General features: G+C 55.3%; 11 protein-coding genes and 1 other RNA gene. 3 read left to right on the top strand and 9 right to left on the bottom strand.

Features of this window, described 5'->3' with window-relative positions; translation table 11 throughout:
* Positions 1-30 precede the first annotated feature (30 nt).
* From C1N58_RS01185 to C1N58_RS01150, 8 genes are all read right to left on the bottom strand, one after another.
* Entirely contained in the window at positions 31-774 is a 744-nt protein-coding gene (locus tag C1N58_RS01185; RefSeq protein ID WP_054633209.1) for an SDR family oxidoreductase, read from the bottom strand.
* A gap of 59 nt (positions 775-833) precedes the next feature.
* Positions 834-3,707 (bottom strand): aminomethyl-transferring glycine dehydrogenase, encoded by a 2,874-nt coding sequence (gene gcvP / locus C1N58_RS01180; RefSeq protein ID WP_054633208.1) that lies wholly within the window; start codon positions 3,705-3,707, stop codon positions 834-836.
* Between the two features lie 81 nt (positions 3,708-3,788).
* A complete protein-coding gene (gene gcvH, locus C1N58_RS01175) occupies positions 3,789-4,175 on the bottom strand; it encodes a glycine cleavage system protein GcvH (protein ID WP_033739626.1) in 387 nt (128 codons plus the stop codon).
* A 24-nt stretch (positions 4,176-4,199) separates the two neighbouring features.
* Positions 4,200-5,297: a glycine cleavage system aminomethyltransferase GcvT gene (gene gcvT, locus C1N58_RS01170; RefSeq protein ID WP_054633207.1), complete on the bottom strand. Its 1,098-nt coding sequence runs from the start codon at positions 5,295-5,297 to the stop codon at positions 4,200-4,202.
* A 431-nt stretch (positions 5,298-5,728) separates the two neighbouring features.
* The gene (gene ubiI, locus C1N58_RS01165) at positions 5,729-6,931 is read right to left on the bottom strand and encodes an FAD-dependent 2-octaprenylphenol hydroxylase (protein ID WP_006120825.1); all 1,203 of its coding nucleotides are present in this window, start codon (positions 6,929-6,931) and stop codon (positions 5,729-5,731) included.
* A gap of 13 nt (positions 6,932-6,944) precedes the next feature.
* Positions 6,945-8,123, bottom strand: a complete 1,179-nt coding sequence (gene ubiH / locus C1N58_RS01160; RefSeq protein WP_054633206.1) for a 2-octaprenyl-6-methoxyphenyl hydroxylase — start codon at positions 8,121-8,123, stop codon at positions 6,945-6,947.
* A complete protein-coding gene (pepP, locus tag C1N58_RS01155; RefSeq protein WP_080752861.1) occupies positions 8,120-9,442 on the bottom strand; it encodes a Xaa-Pro aminopeptidase in 1,323 nt (440 codons plus the stop codon). Before pepP ends, ubiH begins: the two co-directional genes overlap by 4 nt.
* A 33-nt stretch (positions 9,443-9,475) precedes the next feature.
* The gene (locus C1N58_RS01150) at positions 9,476-10,054 is read right to left on the bottom strand and encodes a YecA/YgfB family protein (RefSeq protein ID WP_006120828.1); all 579 of its coding nucleotides are present in this window, start codon (positions 10,052-10,054) and stop codon (positions 9,476-9,478) included.
* Positions 10,055-10,224: 170 nt separating this feature from the next.
* On the opposite strand from C1N58_RS01150, the gene zapA reads away from it, so the two are divergent.
* The 3 genes from zapA (at position 10,225) to C1N58_RS01135 (ending at position 11,451) form a co-directional block, all read left to right on the top strand.
* Positions 10,225-10,554 (top strand): cell division protein ZapA, encoded by a 330-nt coding sequence (zapA, locus tag C1N58_RS01145; protein ID WP_006120829.1) that lies wholly within the window; start codon positions 10,225-10,227, stop codon positions 10,552-10,554.
* A 39-nt stretch (positions 10,555-10,593) separates the two neighbouring features.
* Positions 10,594-10,777, top strand: a non-coding RNA gene (gene ssrS, locus C1N58_RS01140) — 6S RNA.
* A gap of 77 nt (positions 10,778-10,854) precedes the next feature.
* Positions 10,855-11,451 carry a 5-formyltetrahydrofolate cyclo-ligase gene (locus C1N58_RS01135; protein WP_394564506.1) on the top strand — a complete coding sequence of 199 codons (597 nt, stop codon included), beginning with the start codon at positions 10,855-10,857 and terminating at the stop codon, positions 11,449-11,451.
* 42 nt (positions 11,452-11,493) lie between these two features.
* On the opposite strand, the gene serA is transcribed toward C1N58_RS01135, so the two are convergent.
* A complete protein-coding gene (gene serA / locus C1N58_RS01130; protein ID WP_006120831.1) occupies positions 11,494-12,732 on the bottom strand; it encodes a phosphoglycerate dehydrogenase in 1,239 nt (412 codons plus the stop codon).
* Positions 12,733-12,880 lie beyond the last annotated feature (148 nt).

Here is a 12,880-nt window from a genome sequence, read left to right as displayed (position 1 = left end):
GCTGCCGCAGCGTCACGCTGCGGCATGAATTTACCGCCCGCCGGCGGCATCAATGATGCTGCCGGTGATGTAAGAGGCCGCATCGCTGGCCAGCCAGACCACCACTTCTGCAATTTCTTCGGCATGTCCACCACGTCCCATCGGAACGCCGCTCGCCAGTCGGTCGACGCGGCCGGGCTCCCCGCCATCGGCATGCATCCCGGTGTAGATCAGACCGGGCCGCACACCATTGACACGAATCCCCTGTTGCGCGACCTCCAGTGACAGACCTTTCGTCAGCGTATCCATCGCGCCCTTCGATGCGGCATAGTCGACATATTCACCGGGAGAACCCGTACGGGCTGCCGCGGAGGAAACGTTCACGATACTGCCGCCCAGTCCTCCCAGGTGCGTTCCCATGCGCCGGACGGCTTCACGACAGCAGAGGAAGGTACCCGTGACATTTGTGGCAAAAACCTGTTGAATGCGCGCCGCATCCAGTTGCTCAAGACGGCATTGCTGAAACAGGATACCGGCGTTATTTACCAGCAGCGAGAGCGGCAGGTTCTCCTGATCCAGCCGTTGAAACAGCGCCATGACCTGCGCCTCGTCACTGATATCGGCCTGTACGCTAAAGGCTTCTCCGCCGTTACGCACAATCTCATCCACCACCCGCTGCGCTTCACTTTCGCGCGTGCGATAATTCACGGCCACACGGTAGCCCCGTGTCGCCAGTAAAACGGCGGTCGCACGGCCAATGCCGCGACTACCGCCAGTAACAAGCGCGAGTTTCATCTGAGCCTCCATAAAAAAGGGCCGAAAACCGGCCCTCAAAACAGTTGTGTTAACCCGACTCAGGCATAGTCGCTCATCGGTACACATGAGCAGAACAGGTTGCGGTCACCAAAAACATCATCCAGGCGCTTCACTGTTGGCCAGTATTTATTGTGGCTGCCTGCCGGGAAAACGGCCAGCTCGCGGCTGTAAGGATGCGTCCATTCGCCAGTCACTTCCATTTGTGTGTGAGGCGCGTTAACCAGCGGATTATCATCCATTGGCCACTCGCCCTTTTCCACCCGCCCAATTTCCATACGGATCGCCAGCATGGCATCAATAAAGCGGTCCAGCTCCAGTTTGCCTTCCGATTCGGTAGGTTCTACCATCAGCGTGCCCGCGACCGGGAATGACATGGTTGGCGCATGGAAACCGTAGTCGATGAGGCGTTTTGCAATATCCAGTTCACTGATCCCGGTCTGCTCTTTCAGCGGACGAATATCCAGAATACATTCGTGCGCCACACGACCATCGCGCCCGGTATACAGAATCGGATAAGCTGATTTCAGACGGCTGGCGATGTAGTTGGCATTGAGAATCGCCACCGAACTGGCCTGCTTGAGCCCTTCCGCGCCCATCATGCGGATGTACATCCAGCTGATTGGTAAAATGGAAGCACTGCCAAACGGTGCAGCAGAGACAGCCCCCTGCTGTGTCAGCACACCATCAATCTGCACCACGCTGTGACCGGGTACAAACGGTGCCAGATGCGCTTTCACGCCAATAGGTCCCATGCCCGGGCCGCCGCCGCCGTGCGGAATACAGAAAGTTTTGTGCAGGTTAAGGTGCGAAACGTCAGCGCCAATATAACCCGGCGTCGTAATACCCACCTGGGCATTCATGTTCGCACCGTCCAGGTACACCTGGCCGCCGTACTGATGCACGATCTGGCACACTTCACGAATAGTCTCTTCATACACGCCGTGCGTGGATGGGTAGGTCACCATGATGCATGACAGTTTATCGCCCGCCTGTGCGGCTTTTTCGCGCAGGTCGCCCAGATCGATATTACCCTGTTTGTCACAGGCCACGACCACCACATCCATGCCCGCCATCTGGGCTGAGGCCGGATTGGTCCCGTGTGCTGAGCTGGGAATCAGGCAAAGATGACGTTCACTTTCACCACGGCTTTCATGGTAACGACGAATCGCTAACAGCCCCGCGTATTCCCCCTGTGCACCGGAGTTCGGCTGCATGCAGAGCGCATCGTAACCGGTAAGCTGAACCAGCCACTGGGAAAGCTGGCCAATCATTTGCAGGTAGCCGCCCGCCTGTTCTGCCGGGCAGAACGGATGCATTTCGGCAAATTCAGGCCAGGTGATGGGAATCATCTCTGCGGCAGCGTTAAGCTTCATCGTGCATGACCCCAGCGGAATCATCGCCTGGTTGAGAGCCAGATCTTTTTTCTCCAGGCTGTGCATATAGCGCATCATCTCGGTCTCACTGTGATGACGATTGAACACAGGGTGAGAGAGGATGTCGCTGACGCGCTGCTGGCTTGCAGGGATTGACTGGCTGTCTGCCGCAACCTGGCTATCAAGTTGATCGATATCCAGACCATGATCATCGCCCAGCAGGATGGCGAACAATGTCGCAACGTCTTCACGACATGTGGTTTCATCCAGCGTGATACCGACAGCGTTATGAATATCACTACGCAGGTTAACGCCGAAACTCAGCGCACGGTTTAACACGGCGGCTTTATCGGTCACGTCCACTGTCAGCGTGTCGAACCAGTGGTGATGACGCAGCTTCAGCCCGCCACGTTGTAGTCCGGCAGCCAGGATATCGGTGAAGCGGTGAATACGTGAAGCGATACGTTTCAGCCCAACAGGCCCGTGGAACACGGCATACAGTCCTGCGATATTGGCCAGCAGCACCTGAGAGGTACAGATATTGGAGTTGGCTTTTTCCCGACGGATATGTTGCTCGCGAGTTTGCATCGCCATACGCAACGCGGTGTTGCCAGCGGCGTCGCGTGAGACACCGATAATACGGCCAGGCATAGAACGCTTGTGTTCATCACGGCTGGCAAAGAAGGCCGCATGAGGACCGCCATAGCCCATTGGTACACCAAAGCGCTGAGCGGAACCGAACACAATATCCGCGCCCTGCTTGCCCGGCGATTCAAGTAACACCAGGGCCATAAAATCCGAGGCCACGCTGACGACTACTTTACGGGTTTTCAGCTCGGCAATCAGGCTGGTGTAATCGTGTACCTCGCCCGTGGTGCCTACCTGCTGAAGCAGGACACCAAACAGATTATCGTGCTCCAGGGCTTTCTCCGCGCTGTCGATAATCAGTTCAAAACCAAAGGTTTCGGCGCGGGTCCGTACCACATCCAGCGTTTGCGGATGGATATCATCAGCGATAAAGAACCGGTTGGCATTTTTCAGTTTGCTGATGCGTTTTGCCATCGCCATCGCTTCGGCCGCCGCGGTGGCTTCATCCAGCAGTGAAGCGGACGCGATATCCATGCCGGTCAGATCAATGGTGACCTGCTGGAAGTTTAGCAGCGCCTCCAGGCGCCCTTGAGAAACTTCGGGCTGATACGGCGTGTAAGCCGTGTACCAGCCCGGATTTTCCAGCATGTTCCGCAGGATAACGGGCGGCGTTATCACCGCACTGTATCCCATGCCGATCCAGGATTTGTAGCGCAGGTTTTGCGCGGCAATCGCTTTTAACTCTGCCAGCGCCTGCTGTTCAGTTGCCGCATCGCCAACGGCGGGCGGACCGGGCAACTGAATGTCGGCGGGAACAATAGAACCAATCAACGACGCCAGAGAGCTGGCACCAATCGCCTCCAGCATAACGGCCTGTTGTTCTGGCGACGGACCAATATGGCGCTCAATAAACGCACCGTTGTGTTCAAGCTGGCTGAGAGTCTGAGTCATGAGCTGTAAATCCTGAATCGGGCTGGGGAACAGAGAGTGCTGGTCAGATATCGGCGGCCTCATCTGGAGGCCGCGCAACGATTACTCGTCAATAGATGCTTTGTAGGCATCCGCGTCCAGCAGTGAGTCTAGTTCTGACTCATCGCTGGCTTTGATCTGGAATAACCAGCCGTCCTGATAAGGCTCGCTGTTAACCAGCTCTGGGGAATCATTCAGCGCGTCGTTCACGGCGATAATTTCGCCACTGACAGGAGAATAGATATCGGAAGCCGCTTTTACGGATTCGGCGACGGCGCACTCTTCGCCGGCAGCGAACGTCGCCCCTACTTCTGGCAGGTCCACAAAGACCATATCGCCCAGTAATTCCTGCGCGTGTTCGGTGATGCCGACGGTGTAAGATCCATCCGCATTTTTGCGCAGCCATTCATGACTGTCGCGGTATTTCAACTCAGCTGGCACATTGCTCATCGCCCTTTCTCCTGTAATTATGTTTTACTGCGCAACCGGCTTGCCGGCGCGAACGAAAACGGGTTTAGTCACTTTTACGGGCATTTCACGGTTGCGGATTTCAACAATAGCGTCTCCGCCAATGCCCGCAGGCACGCGGGCCAGCGCAATGCTGTAACCCAACGTTGGTGAGAAAGATCCGCTGGTAATAATGCCCTGCTGCATCTGCCCCTGACTATCCGTAAAACGCACGGGCAGGCCGTTACGCAGTACGCCTTTTTCTGTCAGGATCAGGCCAACCAGTTTTTCAGTGCCTTTTTCGCGCTGACTTTCCAGTGCTTCGCGCCCGATAAAATTGCGGTCCGCCGGTTCCCAGCACAGGGTCCAGCCCATGTTGGCGGCCAGCGGTGAAACGCTTTCATCCATTTCCTGACCGTAAAGATTCATGCCCGCTTCCAGACGCAATGTATCGCGTGCGCCCAGCCCGGCGGGTTTGACGCCCGCGGCGAGCAGGCGCTGCCAGAATGTAACGGCCTGCGCCGCAGGTAGCGCGATCTCGTAACCCGCTTCGCCGGTATAACCGGTGGTGGCGATAAACAGCTCCCCGGCCTGGATACCAAAGAACGGCTTCATACCTTGTACAGCCTGACGCTGTGCATCACTGAAGAGCGTTTGTGCTTTTTGCTGGGCCTGTGGGCCCTGCACGGCGATCATCGCCAGATCGTCACGCTCGCGGACTTCCACGCCATAACCCTGTGCATGCTCATTGATCCATGCCAGATCCTTTTCACGCGTCGCAGAGTTCACGACCAGGCGGAAAAACGTCTCATCCATGAAATACACGATCAGATCATCAATCACGCCGCCCGACGCATTCAGCATGCCGGTGTAAAGCGCTTTGCCGGGTTGCGTCAGCCTCGCGACATCGTTTGCCAGCAGAAAACGCAAAAACTCACGCGTACGTGCACCGTGCAGATCGACGATGGTCATGTGCGAAACATCAAACATGCCTGCGTCGTTGCGAACAGCATGATGTTCATCCAGTTGGGAGCCATAGTGCAGCGGCATCATCCAGCCATGGAAATCCACCATACGCGCACCGTTTTCCTGATGCTGGTCAAACAGAGGTGTGTGCTGAGTCATAACTATCCTGTGCTGAAACAAGTAAGTTTGAAACCACGCCGCCGGGAGCCGACGCAAACGTTCTCTTTGCAATGACGTTACCACTGAACGGGTCGATTAACCATAAGCAAAGCGAGGTCGAACGCAGACGCACAGCCTAATCGCGCAAAAGAAAAAGCAGGACAAAAGACTGTAATTTTGTGATTAGACACACAACAAATACGACCTATTCATTTTTTTACAGCCATTTTATTCGTACCGACACGCAAGATGTTAAAAAAATAGCGAAGCAAAAATGGCGTCGAATAAAAATAAGTAATGCGAAACATCACGCAAAATTAGAATAAATCAAATGAGGCGCTGCAACGGTGCAGGACTGCATTTTTACGGTGCAGTCCTTTTTTAAAATAAAAAAGCCAGCAATTACGCTGGCTTTAAGAAAGGGATTCGCGTCAGCGAAGCCAGGCGGGAATGTCGTTCAGGCCCATCGCCTGCCGCAACATGACAGGTTTCACGCCCGGTAAATTATCGGCCAATTTTAGCCCGACATCGCGAAGCAGCTTTTTAGCCGGATTATTGCCCGCAAACAGCTCACGAAATCCCTGCATGCCCGCGAGCATCATGGCGGCACTGTGTTTACGGCTGCGTTCATAGCGGCGCAGATAGAGGTGCTGCCCGATATCTTTGCCCTGCTGATGCAGGCGGCGAACTTCACCAATCAACTCTGCGGCATCCATAAAACCGAGATTGACACCCTGCCCGGCCAGCGGATGAATGGTATGCGCAGCATCGCCCACCAGCGCCAGGCGATGTGCAGCAAAGCTGCGCGCATAGCGTGCCGTGAGGGGGAATGCCTTCCGTTCGCCTTCCAGTTCGCACAGGCCAAGGCGCATATCAAACGCCACCGACAACTGTTGATTAAAGAGCGCCTCAGGCATCGTTTCCAGCCGGGTGGCTTCCTGGGGCGACAGCGACCAGACGATGGAGCACAGATGCGGATCCTGCATCGGCAGAAACGCCAGAATGCCATCCCCATGGAATACCTGACGCGCGACGCCATCATGTGGCATGGAGGTACGGATGTTCGCCACCAGGGCATGGTGTTCATAATCCCAGAAAGTCAGCGGAATATCGGCTTTGTTGCGCAGCCAGGAATTGGCACCGTCTGCGGCAACCATCAGCCGTGCGCTCATCATGCCGCCATCCTGTAGCGTAATGAAGGCTTCGTTATCGCCAAATGCCACCTGCTGAAGATGTGACGACGGCAGCAACGTCACGTCACTGCACTGCCTGGCTCGCTGCCATAAGGCGCAGTGAATCACCGGGTTTTCGATAATGTGCCCGAGATGGGTTAAGCCCTGCTGCTCACCGTCAAATGAGATAGCACCGAAGCTGTCACGATCCCAGACTTCCATGGCCTGATAAGGGCTGGCTCTGAGCGACAGGATCGTCGACCAGACATCCAGTTTTTGTAAAAGACGTTCACTGGCCGCATTGATAGCCGATACGCGGACAGACGGAGAAGCGGTGGCATCAAATTGCGGCTCGGGCGCTTGTTCGAGTACGGCGATACGCAAGCCACTGCCCTGCAGACCGCAGGCCACGGCCAGTCCTACCATACCGCCACCGGCGATCACCACATCATAAGTTTGCATCAGTGCCTCTCAGTTAACGCTTAACCCAGCCAAGCGTGCGCTCGGCCAGAAGATTTCTCAGCAACGGCAGATGATCCATTGCCAGCAGGCCAAGGTTGCGCCCGACGACCAGCGGTGCATGGCGGTTGGCAAACAGGCGCACCAGACCGTCGGTGAGACCGATGGTCGTGGCCCGATCCTGTTGGCGACGCTGGCGGTAATGCTGCATGACAGCATAGCTGCCAGGGTCCTGTTGCTGCCGGTGCGCGGTGGCCAGGGTTTCGGCTAAGGACATGACATCCCTCAGGCCCAGGTTAAATCCCTGCCCGGCAATAGGGTGCAGCGTCTGGGCTGCGTTGCCCACGGTGGCAACACGATGTGAAACGACCGGTTCGGCCTGTTGCAATGCCAGCGGATAGATATCGCGTTTACCGGTGTGGGTAAATTTCCCCAGTCGCCAGCCGAACGCGTGCTGAAGTTCGCTGAGAAACGTCTCGTCGTCCCAGCGCTCAAGCTGCGGGCGCTTATCCAATGAATGACACCACACCAGCGACAGACGGTTGTCAGACATCGGCAGCAGGGCGAGCGGGCCGAACGCAGTAAACCGTTCAAAGGCCCGCCCCTGGTGCGGTATCTCGCTGGTGACATTCGCAATGAGTGCCAGTTGCTGATAAGTTTCGGTTTGCCACTGAATACCGCAGGCTGCCGCGACAGCCGAACGCGTGCCATCAGCCGCCACCAGCACATCAGCGTCCAGCTGTTCATCATTATCCAGCGTGACCTTCACGTGCGCCTGAGTACGGTTCACATTGGTGACCCGTGCCGGACAGCGCAGGGTGACGCCGGGAGCCTGTTTAAGCTGCGCGAATAAACGCTGGCCTACGTCGAACAATTCGACGACCTGGCCCAGCGCGGGAATCGCATAGTCGCTGGCCGTCAGTGAGACAAAACCCGCATGACCCCGATCGGAAACATGGATCGTCGTGATCGGCGTTGCGCAGGGGGCAATGCGCTGCCAGAGATTAATATTGGCCAGTTGCTGACAGGTGCCGGCAGACAGCGCAATGGCACGGCCGTCATAACCTGGATGCGCGCGGCTGGCAGGTTCGCTGCTTTCGATCAGCGTGACGGGCAGCGCGCCCTGTGTCAGGTGCGAAATAGCCAGCGCCAGCGTGGCACCGGTCATTCCGCCACCCGCGATGAGGACGGTCATCCTGCGCGTGCCGCCGCCATCAGCGCCTCAATAGCATCCGGATCTTTCACCACGCTGTCAGTGAGATTCTCGTTACCTGTTTCAGTGATCACAATGTCATCCTCAATGCGAATGCCGATACCGCGGTATTCCACCGGCACGTCGGCATCGGGGGCAATGTATAAGCCTGGTTCAATAGTAATGACCATGCCCGGTTCCAGAATGCGATCCCGGCTTGGCGTGCCGTAGTGCCCCACATCATGGACATCCAGCCCCAGCCAGTGGCTCAGGCCATGCATAAAGAATTTGCGATGCGCGTCTTCAGCAATTAACGCGTCAACCTCGCCCTGCAACACGCCCAGTTCAACCAGACCGGTCACCATGATGTGCACCACCTCATCATTCACCTCGCGAATACTGACGCCAGGCCGGAAACGGGATAATGCCGTCTCTAACGATTTCAGCACGATGTTGTAGACAGCACGTTGAGCGGGTGAGAATTTACCGTTTACCGGGAAGGTGCGGGTAATATCGCCTGCGTACCCCTGCCATTCACATCCCGCATCAATCAGCACCAGGTCGCCATCCCGCAGCTCACATTCATTCTCGGTATAGTGCAGAATACATCCATTTTCACCGGAACCGACGATGGTGTTGTAGGAGGGAAAACGCGCACCGTGGCGGTTAAACTCATGATGAATTTCGCCTTCCAGATGGTATTCGTACAGGCCGGGGCGACAGGCCTGCATAGCGCGCGTATGGGCCAGCGCACTGATCTCACCTGCACGGCGCAGAATGGCGATTTCTTCCGGACTTTTGAACAGGCGCATCTCATGCACCCAGGGACGCCAGTCTGTCAGGCTGGCAGGGGCGCTCAGGTTCTGGCGGAAACCGCGACGTAGTTTATCCAGCGCACTGAACACCAGCTTGTCAGCCTCAGGATATAACCCTTGCGCGTGATAAACCTCATCCAGACCGTTCAACAAAAGATGAAGCTGCTCACCGATATCGTTCCAGGGCAGTGCGCGATCCACACCCAGTTTTGCCGGTGCCGCCTCCTGGCCCAGACGGCGACCAAACCAGATTTCTGCGGTCAGGTCGCGGACACGATTAAACAGCACACTGTGGTTGTGGTTCTCATCACTTTTGATCAGCACCAGTAAGGCTTCAGGCTCATTAAAACCTGTGAAGTACCAGAAATCACTGTTTTGACGAAACGGATATTCGCTGTCGTTACTGCGCGTTACTTCAGGCGCCGCAAAAATTAACGCTGCGCTGCCCGGAACCATTTTCGCTAACAGCGCCTGACGACGCTGCTGGAAGGTCTCCAGTGAAATCATGTCTGCACTCCCTGTTGAACTGAGATATCTGGCTTAGTGTAACGTTGGCTTCTGTACTTCAGGTGCGGTTGGCTGCGGGCGCGTGAACGTATCGTGACAAAGTAGCGCCGCGACGCGGACGTACTCGATCACCTCCTCCAGCGACTGCTCCAGCTCTTCCTGATCTTCGTCTTCGTCATAGCCAAGCTGCGCGATAGTACGCAGATCATCAATGGCCTCGCCGGTTTCGCCGGTGACCTTATCCAGTTTAGGCTGAGTTACGCCCAGGCCGAGTAAAAAATGGTTTACCCAGCCAGCCAGGGCGTCCGCCCGATCAAACACGGTGATGTCATCATCGTCGGGCAGCATCAGTTGAAAGAGAAAGCCATCTTCTTCAAGCGCCGTCGTAATATTTGCATGCAAATCCTGCAGCGGCTGGGCCAGCGTGTGCGAAAAAGCCATGCCTTCATTCGCGAGATCGTGGACCAGCGTTTTCCAGCTGGTATCCTGATTACCGCCACACAGAATACCGCTGAGTAATCCGTGCATTTCGGCAGGTGTCATTCCGACGCCGTGCTGTGAGAGCGCCGCCGCCAGCGCATTGTAATCAGGGGTTGCGTTCTGTGAAGACATCATTTTTCATCGTCGTTGGCTGTAAGAGTTCGTGGTATGCTACCACTAGCTGCCTCAAGGTTTCCAGAAAAGGGGTTGTATCTTATTTCTCAGGTCTATATAGTTGCCCGCCTCCCAGGCCATTGAAGGCTAAGGGAATGGCGAGCCAGGTAATCAGTCAGGAAGGTGGCATGTCTGCACAACCGGTAGATTTACAAATTTTTGGTCGTTCTTTGAGAGTAAATTGTCCGCCTGAACAGCAAGATGCGCTGAACGCGGCGGCGGAAGATCTCAATCAACGGTTGCAAGATTTAAAAGTTCGCACTAGAGTCACCAATACAGAGCAACTGGTGTTCATTGCCGCGTTAAACATTTGCCATGAACTGGCACAAGAAAAAAACAAGACGCGCGACTATGCTGCTAATATGGAACAACGAATCCGTATGTTACAGCAGACGATAGAGCAGGCATTAGTTGAGCAAGGTCGCATAACTGATCGTCAGGATGCGAAGTTCGAATAATACTTCATGGTCACTGTGCTACACTGACGGTGAAGTCAATTTTCTCTGAGATGTTTGCAAGTGGGCCAGTCCCCTGAGCCGATATTTCATACCAACAGAATGTGACGCTCCGCAACCTGTGAGCATGCTCGGTCCGTCCGAGAAGCCTGATGGTTGCGACGGCATGTTCACCTTGAACCAAGGGTTCAAGGGTTACAGCCTACGGCGGCATCTCGGAGATCTCCTTTCTGGTTGTACTGCATTATCCCCCACCAGACATGATATAGTGCGTCGCTCAGGCGACTTCTTCTGGGGGACACCATGTCAGAATCCTCTTTACTTCAGCGACAGGACATTCGTCAGCATGTTCGTCATTTACGTCGCGCCTTAACCCCGGAACAGCAACATACTGCCGCCGAACAGCTTGCGGAACACGCGATTAACTTTGCGCCTGTCTCCGACGCCCAAAACGTCGCGCTGTTCTTATCCGTCGATGGGGAAATTAATACGCGTCCGCTTATCGCAAAATTATGGCAGCAGAACAAACGCGTTTATCTTCCTGTGCTTCATCCCTTCTCTGCCGGTCATCTGCTTTTTCTGCGCTATAAGCCAGAAACGCCGTTGAGCCCGAACAAGCTACGTATTCCTGAACCGCCACTCGATATCCGGCATATGGTTACGCTGGACGAACTGGATGTGATGATGGTGCCGCTGGTGGCCTTTGATCGCAGTGGTCAGCGTCTGGGCATGGGGGGCGGTTTTTACGACCGCACGTTACAAAACTGGAAACAGCACGCTTTTTTACCGGTTGGCATCGCGCACGACTGCCAGTTGGTCGATTCGCTGCCTGTGGCGGCCTGGGATATTCCTTTGCCCGCCGTGCTGACGCCGTCAACGTTGTGGTTGTGGGAAGAATAAACCCAGGCACTGTTGTGCGCCTGGGTTTATTATTTTGATAAATCAGTAGAGGAGACGGGCGCGGATAGTTCCAGGGATAGCCTTCATCAGCTGCAGCGCTTTCTCTGCCAGTTCGTGCTCGGCATCGATATCAATCACCACATACCCCATCATGGGTGAGGTTTGCAGGTACTGCGCGGCGATATTGATGCCCTGTTCGGCAAAAATCTGGTTAATTGCGGTCAGCACACCCGGACGGTTTTCATGAATGTGCAGCAGACGGCTTGCGCTGACGCCGTGCATCGGCAAGGACACTTCAGGGAAGTTCACTGCAGACAGCGTTGAACCGTTATCGGAATATTTCGCCAGTTTGCCTGCCACTTCGATACCAATGTTTTCCTGCGCTTCTTCGGTGGAACCCCCGATGTGTGGCGTCAGAATGACATTATCGAACTCACTCAGTGGCGAGACAAACGGATCGCTGTTTGTGGCTGGCTCAACCGGGAACACGTCAATGGCCGCGCCCCCGACCTGCTTGCTGGCCAGCGCGTCACACAGTGCCGGAATATCCACGACGGTGCCGCGTGAGGCGTTGATTAACAGCGCGCCAGGTTTCATCTGCGCCAGCTCGTCAGCAGAGATCATATTTTGTGTCGAGGCGGTTTCAGGCACATGCAGACTGACGACATCGCTCATATTCAGCAACTGCGTCAGGCTTCGCACCTGCGAGGCATTACCCAGCGGCAGTTTATTTTCAATATCATAAAAATACACGTGCATGCCCAGGCCCTCGGCCAGCACGCCTAACTGCATACCAATGTGACCATAGCCGATAATGCCCAGCTTCTTACCGCGCGCTTCGAATGAGCCTTTAGCAATCTTATTCCAGACACCGCGATGGGCTTTGGCGTTCGCTTCTGGCACGCCACGCAGCATCAGCAGCATTTCGCCAATCACCAGTTCGGCGACCGAGCGCGTGTTAGAGAACGGGGCGTTAAAAACGGGAATACCGCGCTTTGCCGCCGCATTTAAATCAACCTGGTTGGTACCGATACAGAAACAGCCCACAGCGACCAGTTTTTCTGCTGCGGCAAAAATCTCTTCAGTCAGTTGGGAACGGGAACGGATACCGATAAAGTGCGCGTCACGGATGGAAGCCTTTAATGACTCGCTATCCAGTGCGCCTTTGTGGAATTCAATATTGGTGTAACCTGCAGCACGAAGATTGTCCAGCGCGCTCTGGTGGACACCTTCCACCAGCAGGAACTTAATCTTGTCTTTTTCCAGTGAAACCTTTGCCATTTCCCAACCCTATTCAGAATTCAACGAGGACTGAACGCAGTCAGCCAGCAGTCAAAATATCAAAAAAAACGCCAGCAGCAATACAAACGATTGCCTGACCGGCTGGCTGGCTGGATTCAGAAGCCAAACTTTGCCGGACAAAATCGTG

It is taken from the genome of Pantoea sp. SGAir0180 (genome assembly GCF_043546245.1).
The sequence above is the reverse complement of the archived record's forward strand: the minus strand, read 5'-3'. Positions and strand labels throughout refer to the sequence as shown.